The following is a 16,853-nucleotide window of genomic DNA, read 5'->3' as shown; positions in this document are numbered from 1 at the left end:
ATATGGTATAATTACTGTTGTTATAAAAGGAAGCGGACAAGAGGTGTTGCGTAAAATGGGAAAAACTACATTACTAGACATAGCTAAAGCAGTAAATGTATCAAAGACCACTGTATCTATGGTATTAAATAATAAAGAAATAAATGTTTCAAAAGAGACTAGAGAAAAAATATTTAAAGCTGCAAAAGATATGAATTATATACCAAATTCCTTAGCTAGAAGCCTAAGTACTAAAAAGAGTTATACTTTAGGTATGATAATACCAGATATTCAAAACCCTTTTTTCTCAGAAATGGCAAAGGCCATAGAAGTTGAAAGTGAAAAGCATGGTTATAGTATTATTTTGTGCAACACTCTCAATGAAAAAAAGAAAGAAGAGGAATACTTAAAACTTTTAATTAGTAAATTAGTAGATGGCGTTATAATAGCAGCTTGTGGTGATGGTAAAGAGTGGATTAAAATTCTAAAAAATAATAAGATTCCTTTTGTTATGATTGATAGAATGGTTTCAGATGAAAAGAATGCTAATGGTGTATTTTGTGATAACAAGAAAGGTGTTGAATTAGGAGTAAATTACTTAGTTAATAAGGGTAATAAGCATATTGCCTTTGTTACAGGAAAGGCTAATTTAGAAATAGCTAATTTAAGACTAGAGAGTTTCAAAAATACGGCAAAGAACTTAGGAATATCTAGTGAGACCATAATAGAAGAATCAGATTTCTCTATGGAAGGTGGAATAAATGCCACAGAGAGAATAATTAAAAATAATAAAAAGGTAGATGCAATTTTTTATAGTAGTGATGTTATGGCAATTGGAGGTATGAAATACTTAATAAGAAACGGATATAAAATACCTGAAGATATAAGCATATTAGGTTATGATAATATAAACATTTGTTCTTATATGGAGCCAGAATTAACTACCATAGCTCAACCAATATATAAAATTGGAGAGTCTTCTTGTAAACTACTTATGGACTTAATAAACAATAAATCTTTAAAAAGCAAAATAATAAATTTAGAGCCTTCTTTAGTAGAGAGGGGAACAGTAAAATAATTAAATGAGGTTGTGTCAAAAGTTAATAATAAGACTTACAAACATATTCCGAGAATTACTAGATTTCGCTAAGAATTTATAATCATTACTACGAAGATATTACTAAAGCTTCGAAACTTGCTTCGCTTCGAACAGTATCAGCTTTTTAACGTAATATCTTCTCCGTAATAATTTAAATTCTAAAGCTCATCTAGATATTCTCTTCATATTGTTTATAAGTCTTATTAAAAGCTATTTTGATACAGCCTCATTTTTATTTTACTTAAAAATAAGTTTTGTAAAAAGTAAAGTTAACATAGTTTTTCAGAGAAAATAAATTTATGTTATAATTATAAGATATGAAGCACTTAAATAGAGGAGTAAATATGTTAGTTGAAGATTTATTGTTACAAAGGTTTAAAGAAGAAACTACAGGAAGAAATTATGCTAAGGGACAAAGAATAATAAATAACGATCTTGTGGAGTCAGTAGAAATAGAAGACGAGGAAGATTTAGTAGCTGTTAATGGAATAGTAATTTCAGAACAATTATTTAGTAAATATAGTACGAAATTAGAGATAGATATTAGAAGTAGGGGGATTTTATCAACATATTGTACCTGTACTGATTATGAAAAACATGAGTTTAGTAAGGAAAATTATTGTTGTAAGCATTTAGTAGCAACTTTTTATAAGGCTTTAGGGGATTTAGCTAAGAAAAAAGAGTTTGAAGAGGATAAAAACTTATTTTCTAAGAAGAAAGAAAATAAAATCTTAGATTTAATTCTTCAAGAGGAAACAGATAAAGAAGAGTTAAAAATAGAGGTTTATATAAATAAAAATGAGTGGAGTAATAGTATATTAGCAGAGTTTAAAATAGGAACTAAGTCCATGAGTTCAAATAAACTTTATATATTAAAGGATATTGAACAATTTTTAGTAGCTTACTATAACAGAATACCTATTAAATATAGTAAGATTTTTACTTTTGATATAAGGGAACAAAAGTTAAGTACTAAGGATAGGGAGTTAATAGAGTTTATAGAAAGCTTAAAAGAGATAGAAAAGCCAATAAAAAGCTTCTTAAGAAATAGAGATACATTTATAGAGGGTAAAAGCATAAAGATACCTAATTATTTAGTAAGAGATTTTTTCCGTGTTATAAAAAATCATAGAATTTATTTGAATGAAGGATTTTTTTATAGAGCAGTAGAAAGTGAAGTACTTTTTGAAGAGGTTCCAATAGATTTTTCTCTAAAGGATTCAAAAAATAATTTTGAACTTAGCTCCTTAAACGGAATGCCTAAGGTTTTAGGAGATAGAGCTGATGTATTCTTATATGGAACTAATATATATATTCCTAAAAAAGATTTTTGTTATAAAATAAAGAATTATTTAGATATATTTTCAGAAGGAAAGGTTGTAAAGATTGATAAATGTGAAGAGGAAAGAGTATTTAGAAAATTAATACCTTCCTTAAGAGATTTAACTGAGAATGTAGTTCTTTCTAAAAATATAATGAATAAGACGGTTTTAGAGCCTGTAAAATTTAATTTTTACTTTGATAAAGAGGGGAAAGAAGTAACCTTAACCTTAAAAGTAAAATATGGTTCTTATGAATTTAATATATTTGATGATTGTAAGGAAAAAATAATATATAGAGATATAAAAAAAGAAAAAGAAGTAATTGCCTTAATTGAGAGATTTAGCCTTGAAGAGATAAATAAAAAGTTTTATTTCCATTTAGGAGATGAATATATATTTAGCTTTTTTAAATATGATGTATGCAAATTACAAGAGTATGGAGAAGTGTATTATTCAGAAAACTTTAAAGGTATAAAAAGCTTAGGAAGCAAGGGAATAAAGGGAGACATCAAACCAGGAAGATATAATTATTTTGAGTTTGACTTTAAAATAGGAGACATACCTAGCGAGGAGACAAGAGAAATACTTAGAGCTTTTAGGGAAAATTTAAAGTTTTTTAAACTTAAAAATGGAGAATTTCTTGATTTAGAAGAACTAGAATTAAAGCAATTTTTAAAGTTATTAGATTCAGTGGATAATGGAGATTTAGAGAATAATAGTCTAGAAATAAATAATAGTAGGGCATTATATATAGCTAATTACATAGAAGAGAAGGGTATTAGATATATTAAGGGGAAAAAGAAGTTAAATGAATTGAAAAGTAAATTTAAAAATATAAATAAACTGTCCTTTGAAGTTCCTAAGGATCTTAAGGCTGAGCTTAGAGAATATCAAAAGTTTGGATACAATTGGCTTAAAACTTTAGAGCATTTAGGCTTAGGAGGAATTCTTGGAGATGAAATGGGACTTGGAAAAACCCTTCAAGCAATTACCTTTATTCTTTCTAATAAGGGAAAGAAGACACTAGTAGTAGCACCAACTTCATTAATATATAACTGGAAGGAAGAATTCAATAAATTTGCACCTAATTTAGTTGTGGAGGTATTAAATGAAGGCAAGGATAAGAGGGAAGAAGCTTTAAGAGATATAGGGAGTAAGGATGTAATTATAACTACCTATAACTTATTAAAAAGAGATTTAGAGGAATATAAGAAGATAACCTTTGATTATTGCTTTATTGATGAAGCTCAAGCTATTAAGAACCCAGATTCTCAAAATTCTGAAGCTGTTAAAGAGGTTAATTCAGAATATAAATTTGCTTTAACTGGTACCCCTATGGAAAATTCTCTTATGGAACTTTGGTCTATTTTTGATTTTGTAATGCCAGGATATCTTTATGATAGAAAAAGATTCACTGTTAGATATTATAAAAAGTTAAATGAAAGTGAAGAAGTATTAAGTGAAATACATAGTCTTATAAAACCTTTCATACTAAGAAGAAAGAAAAAAGATGTTATAAAAGAATTACCTGATAAGATTGAAAAGATGCATTTAGTTGATTTAGGAGAAGAGCAGAAAAAGGTATATTCAATATATGCTAATAATGCCTTATCAATTATGGAAAAGAAACAGGATGCAGAGGAATTTAATAAGAGTAAAATAGAGATATTATCTTATATAACTAAACTTAGACAATTAGCCTTAGATCCTTCTGTAACAATAAATGATTATATGGGGGAAAGTGCAAAAATAGAGGCTTTAGTTGAAATATTAAATCAAGGAATAGAAGAAGGACATAAAATTCTTGTGTTTTCACAGTTTACTTCAGTATTAAAAAATATAAGTAGTAGACTTAAGGAAGAAAAAATTTCTTTTAGTTACTTAGATGGAAGTGTTTCATCTAAGAAAAGAATAAATATGGTGAATGAATTTAATGAAGGTGAAAACTCAGTATTTTTAATAAGTTTAAAAGCTGGGGGAACAGGACTTAACTTAACTTCAGCAGATATTGTAATTCATTTTGATCCTTGGTGGAATCCAGCAGTAGAAAATCAGGCAACGGATAGAGCACATAGAATGGGACAAAAAAATGTAGTAGAGGTTATAAAATTAATAGCTAAAGGAACTATTGAGGAAAAGGTAGTAGCTCTTCAAGAGGAGAAGAAGGAATTGATTTCTAAGATTATTGAAGAGGGAGAATTAGGAGCAGGAAGTACATTTAATACCTTAAGTGAAGAAGAGTTAATGGATTTATTCAAAGTAGATTATTTAGGTTAATAATAAACTATAAGATAATAAATTTAGGTGATTTAAGAAACGCTAAGCTTTAGTATATAGTTAATAATGAACTGATCATAGTGGTGAAACCTGTATTGGAATGTTATTTATATAGTTAATAATGAGCCCTATAAATAATTTAAAATAATAAAGTTTATTAATATAAAAAAGAGCTTATATGAAAATAGCTTATGAATAAAACTTACAAAAATCATTTTTATTAATTTGAAAAATTAGATTTTAAGTTTTATTAAGCTTCATATAAGCTCTTATATTTTTATAAAATTAAGATAATATTATTAAGGTTTATAGTTTAATTTTCTATTCACTTATAATTTAATCACATAAATAAGTTTTTTATCTCATTATAAATTTTATTCTAAGTGTTCTTATAATGAGATAGTTACTTAAGAAATAAGCTTTAATTAATATATAAACCCATTAGAGGCAGGGTTATAAATTACTTTTCTAGAGTAAGGACAATTAATAAGAGAATCAACTGTTGAGTCTAATAGGTTTATTATATCTATTAATGAAACCTTTTCTTTAAGGGAATATTGTAATTTACTTTGAAGCTTAATTAACTCATCTTTATTTATTCCACATACTAATCCTAAATCTTTCTTTAAGAGAGTATAGTAGCTTAAAGAAGCAGTAAGATTTTCAGTTAAGAGTATTAACCTGTTTATATCCTTATCTTTTTTTTGAATATTTCTAAGTGTAAGCTTATTACACATAAGCTTTATATGTATGGTTAAGTTTATTATTTCCTCTTCATTTTTTGAAGGGTTTTTTATTAGATCTTCTGCTAATATATTTACATATTTTATTAATTTAAGGCTTAATTCCTTTAGTCCTTGATCTAAGTTATAAGGAAATAAAAACTTATTAGCTAAGAAGGTTATTAATATACCTAAAGCTAAATAAAAAAATCTAAAAATAGCTAAGGTATTAACTCCATAGCTAAGAGATGCCATGCAAATAGCAGAGATGGCAGTAAAGAGAGAGAGCTTATAATAGCTTTTAAATCCATAGGTTAGATACAGGCTACAAACTAATACAATAATATGCACAACTTGGCTTTGAAACAAGTTTAAAATAATAATTACAAGAAAAATAGCTAAAAGATTACCCTTTAATCTGTCTTTACTTTTATTTAAGGTCTCTTCATAATAAGGTTGCATTATTGACATTATAGTTATTCCAAGCCAACTCATTTTAGTAAAATCAAATAGATAGCTAAGAAGTAAAACAAGACTTAAGGTTAAAGAAATCCTTAGGGCAAAATTAAGTTTTATTGTACCAAAATGTAGAGAATCTCTAAATTTAAATTGGTTTTTATCTGTATTTTTCCATAAATCATAGCTTTTATATCCTTCACCCTCTTCAAGAGTAGTCATATCAGCTAAATACAAATAAAGATTAGTTACTGAAATAGATAAGTCATGAAAAAAAGTGAACTGATCAGGTAAATCTTCATGAAACCTATTTAATCTATACAGTTGTTTATCTATTTCATAATAAGAAATCTCATCATTTAAATATAATCTTAAAATATTTATAGATTTTTTTAATTCCTTTAAAAATGATTTAATTAGGGCACTATTGTAATTAAGCTTTGAGTAGAGCTTATTTAGATTATATAGATCTAAGTTTAAGTTTTCTAATATTATATATATTTTAAATTGAATACTACCTAAGTTATTAGTTAAAATTTTTCTTTTTCTTGTAGTATAAAGGTTATAACAAATAGTAGTAAGTTCTTTAGAAATAGATTGCTGCAAATCTAAATTATAACTTTTAAAAATAAGGTTATCCACTTGGCTTTCTAATAAAAATAAAGATTTATTTATACTATCTTTTATTAAGGATTTATAACTTAGTTTGTTTAAAAATAAGTGAAAGATTATTATTAAACTAAAGCCAAAGAAAATAGATAATAATCTTCTAGGTAAGCCTTGAAAGTCTACCTTATAAAAATAAGTAAATACATATAACATTAAGAATGGTTTGTATAATAAAGGAGTGTAGGCAACTGAGAGCTTATAAGCTATGAAAAATATGGTGAAGAAGTTTATTATAATTCCTAATAAAAAATGGTTTGATGCTAAAAAAGATAAAACAACTATAAAACAATATAAAAATAAAAGTCGTATAGTTTTTTCTAAAGGATTTATTTTAAAATTTTCTTTTAAAAGAATTGAGGAGGTTAAAGCTATTGGATATGCTAAGATTGCATTATTAATTCCAAAGAATATCCAAGAGGCTAAAAATGTTAAGCAGGCAATTGTACCTTCACGTTTCATAGAATCCACATCTAAATTGTGTTTCTTTATAACTTTATCAATCATAAACATCACCTAAATTAATATATAATAAATCTATTATTCCACTTAATATATAAATTTATGTTTGAAATTAAAAAAAGGCATTTATCAAAATACCTTTTGATAAAACTTATAAACAATATGAAGAGAATATCTAGATGAGCTTTAGAATTTATAATTATTACGGAGAAGATATTACGTTAAAAAGCTGAGACTGTTCGAAGCGTAGCAAGTTTCGAAGCTTTAGTAATATCTTCGGAGTAATAATTATAAATTCTTAGCGAAATCTAGTAATTCTCGGAATATGTTTATAAGTTTTATTATTATATTTTGATAAAGCCATTTTTTAGTTTAGGTTTGGAAAGATTGAGCTAAGTAAGGGAATAGTACCATTAAATACTATTACTATTTTATTATCCTCTACCTTTATAGATTTTATTTGAAGGTATTTTATTATATCCTTAAAAGAAAGGATTATATCTCCATTAGTTTTGTCAAAGGAAAGTATTGAATTATCTTGAAGGTTTTTAAAGATAGTATCCTTAGAAATATCAATAAAACCAACCTTTCCTTCTTTATAGTGGAATATTCCTTTACCATCCTTACTTTGAGCTGTAAAGGTAAGTTTTCCTTGGAAAGGTATATCTTTATAGTTTATATCTACATAAATATTAATATCATCGTTTTCTATATCAACCTTTAATCCTGTAAGATCTTTTATTGCATCAGGTTCTTCACGCAAAGCTAGTATAAATAAATCTGTTAATTCAGAATCAGAAAATTCAGTTGTAGAGCTAACATTTATTTCTTTTAAAGAAAGATTTATATTGTTAGGAAGGAATTTTTTTATTAAATTCCAATCGTTAAGTTCTATGTTAGAATTTATTGAGGTTACAGATACTTTAGGAGCAAAATATGATTTATAAACTGCTTTTACTCCAAAAAAACAAGCTAATATTAAAATTAATACTGATAATATAACTATAAAAAGTTTCTTTTTCTTTTTAGTCATGTTAATTATCTCCCATCTATAAGAGTTTATTAATTCAATTATAAACTAAATTAATTTAAATTTCACTTGTTTTCAAATGAAAGTAACAGATAAGGAGATAGAAGATAAAATAATATTATAACTATATAATTTGGAGTTAATATGCTTGAGAATAATAATGAAAAAATAATAGATTATAAATTAGGAGACGTTACTGGTGATGGTATTAATGACGAAGTTTATATTATGTCCTGTGCCTTTAATAAATGTTTAAATAGACATTGGTTACTTATTAAAGAGGGGAATTCAGGAAGGGTTGTAAGGTATGAATTAGAAGAAAATAATTATAATTTTGAAGTTCATTTAGAACCCTTTAGGGATCCAAATAAATTAGATATATTTATAAGATCCATAGGTGATTGTTTTGGGGGATGTGTTAAGGGGCAAATTCTTACTTATGAGAATAATGAATTAAAGGAAATATTTAATACCAATGATTTCTATGAGAAAAATAAAGTAAGTGCTTTTTATAGAGATGATTATAAAGTTGAGGTACTTAACTATGAAAGAAATAAAAAATATATTATTGATATAAAAGAAAATTTTAAATATTATCTAGACTTTGTATATTCTGGAGATGGAAAAGTAAAAGAAGGAAAGGAGAAAGCAAATATAAATAGTGTATGGGGAAGTAATTCATATTATCCTATGGGAAGTGAAGTTGCTAATTTAAGTATTGTTCAAAAGGTTATTGGTCAAGCAGCTACGGATAATATAGGTCTAATTGAAAGTACATTAAAATGGCAAGGTAATTCTTTTATTATAATTGATCAAACAGTAATTTTGAAAGGAAATCTCATAAATCAAAATAACAGAAGTAAAGAAATAAGTAATAAAAAAGATTTTTTAATTGGTACAAGAAATCTTTATGAAAATAACTGGAAAAGTTTAGCTGAATACTTTGATGATAATGTAAATTTTGATTCATCATCAATATATTGGTACTATTTAGCTGTGTTACAATTCTTTGCGAAAGATTTAATTGAAGCTTTAAAATCAATAAATATGAATTTAAGTTTTCAATATCCCTATCCTTCAAAGGAAAAAGCTCTAATATTAAAAGAAAATATTGAATATAGTATTAGATTAAATAAATAATTAGTTTTTAAAGTAGCTTTCTTATATAAAATAGTGCTTAAAATGTTTTATACTAAATTTTATACAAGGTAAAGATAATATAATAGTGTCATATTTAAGACTTATTAGTTAGTGAATTTCCTTGAAAAAAACCATAAAATATTATTAGAAGGTTTATTTTGAGGTGAAATTTATGGAGACGGAAAGTTATTTGCTTAAGATATCTACATTAGGAACATTGTTTTTTGCTGTGTTAGGAATAGCATGGGGATGAACTGTAAAATCAGAGATGATTTTATTTGATGGAATGTATTCCTTAGGTGGTGTAATTTTATCATTACTAGCCCTAATGGGAAGTATTTATATAAATAAAAAAGATTATGAGAAGTATCCCTTTGGTAAGAAGATGATAGAACCTTTAATAGTAATAATTAAATCCTTAGCAATTTTTATTATGTGTATATATTCACTTACAGGTTCTATTAAAGATTTAATAAATGGGGGTAATGAAGTTCAATATGGGTATGCCTTAATATATGCCTTAATATCAACTTTAGGGTGTGGAATTGCATATTTTTTCTTAAAGAAAAAAGGAAAAGCTATTAACTCAAGTTTAGTAAATATAGAAAGTAGTCAATGGTTAATGGACACTTTATTAAGCATGGGAGTTTTAGTAGGATTTTTAATAGCAAATATAATTAAGCATACAGAGTTTATTTGGTTTAATAGATACTTAGATCCATTAATGGTTATTATTTGTTCATCAGTATTTATAAAAATGCCTATAAAATCCTTCGGTGATGGATTAAAAGAACTTTTAGAGTTTAAGGCTGATGATAGTATAACTTTAGAAATAGATAAACTTGTAGAGGGAATAGAGAGAGAATATAACTTTGAAGATACCATTACAAGGGTTTCTAAAACGGGAAATGATTTAAGAATAGAAATAGATTTTATATATAATGAAGAATCTAATATTAAAGCATTAGATGAAATGGATAGTTTAAGAGAAAAAATATTTAATTCTTTATCACATATAAATTATGAAAAATGGCTAAATGTATCCTTTACTAAGGATAAAAAGTGGGCTATATAAAAGCTTAAATTAAAACTTATAAATAGTTTAATAAACAATTTATAAGTTTTATTTATAGGCTATTTATATAGCCTAGTTTATTTAGAAAAAGTTAGCTTGGTGAGGGCTTGAATACTCATTTAATTTTTTGCTAAGCTCTTCATTTTCTTGTATCATATTTTTTACTAGGTCAATTGATTCTTTATCTAATTGATCTTCTTTTTCATGTAAAAACTTTTGAAACATAATTATACCTGTCTTAAAAGCTTTTATGCTTTCTTCTAGAATTTCACTATCTGTATCAGCTGTAACAGTTTTTATATTGTAAATAGCCTCAGAAGCTTTTCCTAGAATGCCAACATTTGAAGCTGGTGAATCACCAAGAGCAGATATTTTACTTGAAAGTTCACAGGCTTCCTTAGAGTAAAGGTTTATAACATCATTTAGTAAATTTTTTAAGTCATTAGACTTACATTTTTTTTCGTAACGTTTAAAAATATCCATTCCCATATAAAGCCCTTTAAGATTATCGTTTAAAGCTTCACTAGGAGTTCTATCTGTAATTTTTTCCATGAATATCACCTCTACTTTATTTTGTCCTTTTATAAAAAAATAATTAGAAAAATTTATTTTAAATAAGAAATTCTTAGTTTTATATTAATATTTTAAAATATTGTTTTTAGTAAAGGTTAATTAATAAGGTTATTATTTTAGAGTAGATTAGATTGTGTAATAGAAAATATAATTGAACTTAATAATAAAATCTAATATAATTAACAATATGATGTAGGCAAGTTATAATAATGACTTTATGAAGGAAAATAAATTGATTATACCTAAAAATATGTTCTATCTTTAATATGATTTTAGCTAAATAGATTAAGATTATAGAAGAATTTAAATGATTAAAACATATTTCGTGAAATAAAGGTGTAAAAGGACTTACATTGTTAGTAAATAATAATGAAGTAGTCTTTTACACCTTTTTTAAAGTGTATTCTAGAAATTAAAATTTTTTGTTTTATAAATTATTTTTTTATTATTTATGATTTAAATGAGAAATTAAATGGGACTATTTAGTGAGGGAGGTATTTATTATGAGTGATAATAAGATTTTAACTTATGAGAGAGAAGTCCTTTCAGAAACTAAAAGGTGGATTGAAAGTGAAGAGGAAAGATTAGAAGGTGAGAAGTTAAAAGCCAATGAAAAATTAGATGCTTTAAATAAGAAATCTAAGGGAGCCTATGATCCAGAGATAGAAATAGTTAAGAAGTCTGTGGACTTTTTATCAAAGGAAGAAGAAAAATTTAAAGAATCTTATAATAAGCCATACTTTGCAAGGATAGATTTTAGGGAATATAGAAAAGATTTTGAAAGTTTTTATATAGGTAAATGCGGACTTGGAGATATGCTAGAAGGAGAAGAAAAGGTAATAGATTGGAGAGCACCACTTGCTGATCTTTATTATAGTGGTACTCAAGGAGAAGCATATTATAAGGCACCTATTGGGGTTATTGAGGGTGAGCTTAGCTTAAAGAGAAAATTTCTTTTTGATGATGAGCATAACTTAAAGGAATGTTTTGATGAGGGAATTAATGAAATTATTTTAAAATCTGGTCTTGATGAAGAAGGGGATGGGTTAATAGACGAATTCCTTAGAATTAATTTAGAAAATAGCACAGGTACTAAATTAAAAGATGTAGTAGCTACTATACAAAAAGAGCAGAATGATATAATAAGAGCACCTAAAAATTCACCTTTAATAATACAAGGGTCAGCAGGTTCGGGAAAAACCACTGTAGCTCTTCATAGACTAGCTTATTTATTATATAGATATAAGGAAACCATAACTGGAGAAGATATTTTAGTTGTAGCGCCAAATAAAATATTTTTAGATTATATTTCTGAAGTGTTGCCTAACTTAGGAGTAGATAAGGTTGAACAAAAAACTTTTGAGGAACTAGCCTTAAAAAAGTTAGGTATGAAGGGTAAAGTTATAACTAAGGATAAAAAATTAGTAGAAATTTTAGAAAATGATTTAGAAAAAAATAAATATATAATGAATGATAGTAAAATAAAAGGGTCTATATTATTTAAAGAAATGTTAGATAGATATATTCAAATTCTTGAAAGAGAAGATAGCGATATAGATAATATAAGAATTTGTGGATATTCAGTTTTTGATTCAAAGGAGATAAAAAGATTATTCCTAAAGGATTTAATAAAATATCCTGTTAACAAGAGAAAGGATGAAATCAAAAACTATTTTTCTAAGAAATTAGGAGAAAAGGTAAGTAAGGTTTTAGATAAGGTTGATTTTCAGTATGAGTATAGAATAGCTAGACTTAAAAAAAGCATGGAAGATTCTAAGGAAAGAAGAGAAAAACTTATAGAGCTTTATGATGAGAGAGATAATCATAAAAAAGAAATAAAAAAGTCTGCTAGAAAAGAATTTAATGAATACTTTAATAGATGGAAGGGTATAGATACCACTAATGTTTATAAAAATTTCTTTGAAAACAAGGAGATTTTTAATGAAGTAACAGGGGGAAAAATACCAGAGAAGTTAGCTGAATATATGAGAGAAAATTTGGCTAATAATATAGATAAAAAAATAATAGATTCAGATGACTTAGCAGCTATGCTTTATTTAAAATTTAGAATAGAAGGAATAGAGGAAAGCAGCTTATTAAAACATATTGTCATTGATGAGGCACAGGACTATTCTATGCTACAGCTATATGTTATGTCTATGATGGCTTCAGGAAAGTCTTTAACAATAGTTGGAGATATTGGTCAGGGAATATATTCATTTAAAGGTATTAATGATTGGAAAGAGGCTATTAAATTAGTTTATGATGAAAATGCAGAGTATAAGCACTTAAGCCAAAGCTATAGAAGTACAGTAGAGATAATAAATTATGCAAATAAGGTTTTAGTTAAACAAAATACCTATGAAGAGCCAGCAAAGCCAGTTTTAAGACATGGAATGGTTCCAGAGGAAATTGAGTTTAATAATGCAAAAGAATTTTGTGAAAGATTAGATAACATAGTTAAAAAAGTAAAAGATGAAGGAAAAACTTCAATAGCTATAGTGGGTAAAACCATTGATGAATGTAAGAAGATAAGAACTTTAGTTAAGAAATATTCAAATTATGACTTTGAATTAATTAAAGATGATCAAAAAGAGTTTGATTTGAACTTAATAATTATACCGTCATATCTTACTAAAGGATTAGAATTTGACTGTACTATAGTTTATAATTTAAATAAGGAAAATTATAATGATAATGAAATAGATAAGAAACTTCTTTATGTGGTTTTAACTAGAGCGTTACATTATGAATATATATTTTATAAAGAGGAAAAATCACCTTTAATAGGTTGATTTAGGAGGAGAAATAATGGAAGAAAAACAAATAATGGCTTTTAGAGATGAAGAGGGAAATAAAGTTGAATTTGAGGTTGTTGCTAAAATATATTTAGGAGAAAAGAACAAAAAAGAATATATAGTTCTTTCACCAGTAGAAGGTAACGGAGATGAAGCTGATGACTTTGTTTTTAGAGTTGATAAAGTAAATGATTCAGTTGAATATAACTTAGTTGAAGATGATGAAGAATTTAGATTAGTAAAAAAAGAATATAAGAAGTTATTATACTAAAAAGAGGTAAATATTATGGAAAAGTATAGAATAATAAATTTTTTATCTACTAATGGATTAACAGAAATAGAGGAAGTTTCTTCAGAAGATAACAGATTAGCTCTTAAATTTTATTATGATTTTGAAGATGTAGAAATACAAGGAGCTAAAGCTTGTGCAAATGATGAAACAGACTATGAAGAAGATAGTAATCCATGGATTGTGGAAGGTGTTATTCCATATTTAGATGATATTGCAACAGATAGTGTTGAAGAGATTTTAGAAGAAGTTATGGAAGACTTTGAAATAATAGCTAAAGCTGAAGGATATGAAATAGAAGCTAGCAATTATTCAGGAAAACAGTTCTTAGCTGTGTTCTTACCAGAGGATGAAGAACTAGAAATAGATGATATTTTAGATGAATTAAAATAGTTTTTAGAATAGTTTTAAGTTTATACTTAACTAAAACTATCTTAATAGTAAAAACATTCTAAAAATTCAATGTTGATTTTTTTATATCTTGTGTTATAATAAAAACATGATTAATCCTGAGATGTACGCGAAGCTTATTAATTTTAACCTACATGAGAAATACGGGATTTGCAAAACAGCTAATGAAATCGGGCTTCAAGTTTTACTTCACTTTTGTGACGGAAGATGATCGAGTTAGTTTGCGTAAAACCCACCTGCGAGAGGCAGGTATAAAATTGTAAGTGTGACGGCATATTTGGGAACATTAATTGAGTTTGTTTAAAGGTTCAACTTTTGTTGGACCTTTTTTTCATTAAAAAATTGATGTGTTTTTTAGCTTTTCTTTTAAAGAGAAGAACTTACTTTCTAGTGTGTCTACTTTTTTAGAATACACTTCTCGCTCTTTCTTGTTAAGATTTTTACTTAACAAATCATTGTAATAATCAATGTCACCCATTAAGGATAGAATTTCTAAGGTATAGTCCCAAGCAGATTTACTCATAAAAAACCTCCTAAGTTTAAAATCTAGTAATAGTATAGATATTAATAGAAGATTTGGTGAATAATTTTAATTAATTACTTTAATATATTTTAGTCCATGTGTATAATATAATTATTAATAAATTATTAACTTGTATAGGGAGTGAATGATTATGAGTAAAGAAATAGGTAGTAAAGATAGAGAAAATATAATAAAAAGAATATATGAAAGAATGAAACATGATTTCAAGGAAGAAGAGTTTTATGCTGAAGTTTCACTATCAGAAATGGAAGATAGCATAAAAAAACATTACTTAAAAGGAAAAAGTAAGTTTAAAACTCTAGAAGAACTTATAGATGATGAAATAAAAAATAAAAAATGAAAAATTTTAATTTATAATTAAGGACTATATAAAAGCATATTACTTGAGAAAAGTATGTTTTTGTATAGTCTTTTTAAAAACATGGTTAAGAAAAAGTTAATTTAATTTACTATATATACTTATTATATTAACAAAATTATTTTTATGGTGTATAATATGTTGATGTGTAGTGTTTTAGTAAAATAATATATTTAAAGAAGAAATAGGTGAAATATTATGAACAAGAGAAAATTAACTGCAATTATACTTAGTATATCAATGATTTTTGCGGTTTCAATAAATAGCACTAATATTGTACAAGCTAAGACTACAGAAGAAGCTCAACAAGAAATTGATAGTAATAAAAATAAAATAGATGATCTTAAAGATAAACAAAGTGATATAAATTCTGAGAAGAGTAAATCTCAAAGTAAATTAGATGAAATACAAAAACAAGTAGCTGATAAAAATCAAAAGTTACTTACTTCTCAAAAGAAGGTTGATGAATATAAAGGTAATATTGACTCCTTAAAGGATAGTATAGATAAACTTCAAGGACAAATTAATGATATTCAAAGTAATATAGATAAGAAGAAAAAGGAAGAAGAAGAAAAAGAAGAAATACTTTCAGGTAGAATAAGAAGTGCTTATAAATCTAATTTAAGCAATCAGTTTTTATACATAATGCTTGAATCAAAAAATGTAGGGGACTTTATAAGTAATGTATCAAGCATAAAATATGTGGTAGACACAGATAATAAGTTAATTGATGATATAAAGAAGGTTCAAAGTGAATTAAAAAGTGAAGAATCTCAATTAAAAAGTCAAGAAGAAGACTTATCAAGTAAAAAAACTAAGTTAGAAAATGAGAAGAAAGAATATGATACCTTAGTAAGTCAGTATCAATCTCAATTAAATGAATTAAATTCTTTAGAAGAAGAAAAACAAGCTGAAATAAATAGCTTAAGTGAAAAAGAAAGAACAGTATTAGATGAAATTAATAGTTACGAAGAAGATAATGCTAATCTTAAAGATTATATAAATAATTTAATTAATGAGAAAAAAAGTGTTAAGGTAAATAGTGATAATAATAGTAAAAGTAGTACAAACAATAAAAGTACAGAGGAATCAAGCTCATCTAGTAATGAGGGAAATTCAGAGACAAAGGCTAATTCCTCAAGTGGATTTATGAGACCAGCTCCAGGTGGAGTTACAGATCCCTTTGGACCTAGAGTGCATCCTGTTACAGGAAAAAGAAGTGTTCACACAGGGGCAGATTTAGGAGCATCTTATGGAACACCTATTCTTGCATCAAAGTCAGGTACTGTTGTTGAAGCAGGGTGGAATACTGCTTATGGTAATATGGTTATAATAGATCATGGAGATGGAACAAGTACTTTATATGGACATTCATCTAGACTTGCTGTACAAGCTGGTCAACATGTATCACAAGGACAAGTAATTGCTTATGTAGGATCAACAGGATATAGTACAGGACCTCACCTTCATTTTGGTATAATGATAAATGGTGAATGGGTAAATCCTATGAATTATATAAGTTAATTTAAAGGGAGTGTATTAAAATTATATTTACAAAGAAAACTATGATAGAATTTCTTTGGAGTTAAATTTTAATATGCTCCTTTTTACTTAATATAGTTTAAATAAAAATTTAGTTTGGAGATGATTAG

General features: G+C 26.2%; 13 protein-coding genes and 1 other RNA gene. 10 read left to right on the top strand and 4 right to left on the bottom strand.

Annotation, left to right across the window (positions count from 1 at the left end; genetic code table 11):
- Window positions 1-55: 55 nt before the first annotated feature.
- Together GOM42_RS09235 and GOM42_RS09230 are read left to right on the top strand one after the other, a co-directional pair.
- Complete coding sequence (locus GOM42_RS09235) at window positions 56-1,057, top strand: LacI family DNA-binding transcriptional regulator (protein ID WP_025648239.1); 1,002 nt, start codon at window positions 56-58, stop codon at window positions 1,055-1,057.
- 365 nt (window positions 1,058-1,422) lie between these two features.
- Window positions 1,423-4,677 carry an SNF2 helicase associated domain-containing protein gene (locus GOM42_RS09230; RefSeq protein ID WP_110016164.1) on the top strand — a complete coding sequence of 1,085 codons (3,255 nt, stop codon included), beginning with the start codon at window positions 1,423-1,425 and terminating at the stop codon, window positions 4,675-4,677.
- 425 nt (window positions 4,678-5,102) lie between these two features.
- Here GOM42_RS09230 and GOM42_RS09225 read toward each other — a convergent pair whose 3' ends face one another.
- Window positions 5,103-7,028 (bottom strand): FUSC family protein, encoded by a 1,926-nt coding sequence (locus GOM42_RS09225; protein ID WP_025649150.1) that lies wholly within the window; start codon window positions 7,026-7,028, stop codon window positions 5,103-5,105.
- 322 nt (window positions 7,029-7,350) lie between these two features.
- The gene (locus GOM42_RS09220; RefSeq protein WP_025648945.1) at window positions 7,351-8,016 is read right to left on the bottom strand and encodes a hypothetical protein; all 666 of its coding nucleotides are present in this window, start codon (window positions 8,014-8,016) and stop codon (window positions 7,351-7,353) included.
- Window positions 8,017-8,157: 141 nt separating this feature from the next.
- Here GOM42_RS09220 and GOM42_RS09215 point away from each other — a divergent pair, with 141 nt between their 5' ends.
- Together GOM42_RS09215 and GOM42_RS09210 are read left to right on the top strand one after the other, a co-directional pair.
- Window positions 8,158-9,153: a hypothetical protein gene (locus GOM42_RS09215; protein WP_110077173.1), complete on the top strand. Its 996-nt coding sequence runs from the start codon at window positions 8,158-8,160 to the stop codon at window positions 9,151-9,153.
- A 268-nt stretch (window positions 9,154-9,421) separates the two neighbouring features.
- The gene (locus tag GOM42_RS09210; RefSeq protein ID WP_110077172.1) at window positions 9,422-10,228 is read left to right on the top strand and encodes a cation transporter; all 807 of its coding nucleotides are present in this window, start codon (window positions 9,422-9,424) and stop codon (window positions 10,226-10,228) included.
- 81 nt (window positions 10,229-10,309) lie between these two features.
- Here the strand turns inward: GOM42_RS09210 and GOM42_RS09205 are convergent, their stop codons facing one another.
- Window positions 10,310-10,780 carry a PA2169 family four-helix-bundle protein gene (locus GOM42_RS09205; RefSeq protein ID WP_003449550.1) on the bottom strand — a complete coding sequence of 157 codons (471 nt, stop codon included), beginning with the start codon at window positions 10,778-10,780 and terminating at the stop codon, window positions 10,310-10,312.
- 524 nt (window positions 10,781-11,304) lie between these two features.
- On the opposite strand from GOM42_RS09205, the gene helD reads away from it, so the two are divergent.
- The 4 genes from helD to ssrS all read left to right on the top strand — a co-directional run bounded on the left by helD (window position 11,305) and on the right by ssrS (window position 14,587).
- Window positions 11,305-13,596, top strand: coding sequence for an RNA polymerase recycling motor HelD (helD, locus tag GOM42_RS09200; protein WP_096071460.1), 2,292 nt, complete (start codon window positions 11,305-11,307; stop codon window positions 13,594-13,596).
- A 16-nt stretch (window positions 13,597-13,612) separates the two neighbouring features.
- Complete coding sequence (locus GOM42_RS09195; protein ID WP_003449706.1) at window positions 13,613-13,870, top strand: DUF1292 domain-containing protein; 258 nt, start codon at window positions 13,613-13,615, stop codon at window positions 13,868-13,870.
- Between the two features lie 15 nt (window positions 13,871-13,885).
- Window positions 13,886-14,281 (top strand): hypothetical protein, encoded by a 396-nt coding sequence (locus GOM42_RS09190; RefSeq protein WP_003449533.1) that lies wholly within the window; start codon window positions 13,886-13,888, stop codon window positions 14,279-14,281.
- 110 nt (window positions 14,282-14,391) lie between these two features.
- A non-coding RNA gene (ssrS, locus tag GOM42_RS09185) (6S RNA) lies at window positions 14,392-14,587 on the top strand.
- A 46-nt stretch (window positions 14,588-14,633) separates the two neighbouring features.
- On the opposite strand, the gene GOM42_RS09180 is transcribed toward ssrS, so the two are convergent.
- Window positions 14,634-14,822 carry a hypothetical protein gene (locus GOM42_RS09180; protein ID WP_025648948.1) on the bottom strand — a complete coding sequence of 63 codons (189 nt, stop codon included), beginning with the start codon at window positions 14,820-14,822 and terminating at the stop codon, window positions 14,634-14,636.
- A gap of 151 nt (window positions 14,823-14,973) precedes the next feature.
- Between GOM42_RS09180 and GOM42_RS09175 the strand changes: the two genes are divergently transcribed.
- Together GOM42_RS09175 and GOM42_RS09170 are read left to right on the top strand one after the other, a co-directional pair.
- Window positions 14,974-15,183: a hypothetical protein gene (locus tag GOM42_RS09175; protein ID WP_110077171.1), complete on the top strand. Its 210-nt coding sequence runs from the start codon at window positions 14,974-14,976 to the stop codon at window positions 15,181-15,183.
- A 216-nt stretch (window positions 15,184-15,399) separates the two neighbouring features.
- On the top strand, window positions 15,400-16,725 hold the full coding sequence (locus GOM42_RS09170; protein ID WP_011010541.1) for a peptidoglycan DD-metalloendopeptidase family protein: 1,326 nt from the start codon (window positions 15,400-15,402) through the stop codon (window positions 16,723-16,725).
- The last annotated feature ends 128 nt before the right edge of the window (window positions 16,726-16,853 follow it).

The organism is Clostridium sp. 16K-1-R1 (assembly GCF_023921145.1).
GTDB classification, from domain to species: domain Bacteria; phylum Bacillota; class Clostridia; order Clostridiales; family Clostridiaceae; genus Sarcina; species Sarcina perfringens.
The sequence above is the reverse complement of the archived record's forward strand: the minus strand, read 5'-3'. Positions and strand labels throughout refer to the sequence as shown.

What these genes read in the sequence shown, in the direction of transcription:
- GOM42_RS09190 (WP_003449533.1), top strand. Translation starts at nt 13,886, where the DNA reads ATGGAAAAGTATAGAATAATAAATTTTTTATCTACTAATGGATTAACA.
- GOM42_RS09195 (WP_003449706.1), top strand. Translation starts at nt 13,613, where the DNA reads ATGGAAGAAAAACAAATAATGGCTTTTAGAGATGAAGAGGGAAATAAA.
- GOM42_RS09220 (WP_025648945.1), bottom strand. Translation starts at nt 8,016, where the DNA reads ATGACTAAAAAGAAAAAGAAACTTTTTATAGTTATATTATCAGTATTA.
- GOM42_RS09180 (WP_025648948.1), bottom strand. Translation starts at nt 14,822, where the DNA reads ATGAGTAAATCTGCTTGGGACTATACCTTAGAAATTCTATCCTTAATG.
- GOM42_RS09215 (WP_110077173.1), top strand. Translation starts at nt 8,158, where the DNA reads ATGCTTGAGAATAATAATGAAAAAATAATAGATTATAAATTAGGAGAC.
- GOM42_RS09235 (WP_025648239.1), top strand. Translation starts at nt 56, where the DNA reads ATGGGAAAAACTACATTACTAGACATAGCTAAAGCAGTAAATGTATCA.
- GOM42_RS09205 (WP_003449550.1), bottom strand. Translation starts at nt 10,780, where the DNA reads ATGGAAAAAATTACAGATAGAACTCCTAGTGAAGCTTTAAACGATAAT.
- GOM42_RS09210 (WP_110077172.1), top strand. Translation starts at nt 9,422, where the DNA reads ATGATTTTATTTGATGGAATGTATTCCTTAGGTGGTGTAATTTTATCA.
- GOM42_RS09225 (WP_025649150.1), bottom strand. Translation starts at nt 7,028, where the DNA reads ATGATTGATAAAGTTATAAAGAAACACAATTTAGATGTGGATTCTATG.
- GOM42_RS09175 (WP_110077171.1), top strand. Translation starts at nt 14,974, where the DNA reads ATGAGTAAAGAAATAGGTAGTAAAGATAGAGAAAATATAATAAAAAGA.
- GOM42_RS09170 (WP_011010541.1), top strand. Translation starts at nt 15,400, where the DNA reads ATGAACAAGAGAAAATTAACTGCAATTATACTTAGTATATCAATGATT.
- helD (WP_096071460.1), top strand. Translation starts at nt 11,305, where the DNA reads ATGAGTGATAATAAGATTTTAACTTATGAGAGAGAAGTCCTTTCAGAA.
- GOM42_RS09230 (WP_110016164.1), top strand. Translation starts at nt 1,423, where the DNA reads ATGTTAGTTGAAGATTTATTGTTACAAAGGTTTAAAGAAGAAACTACA.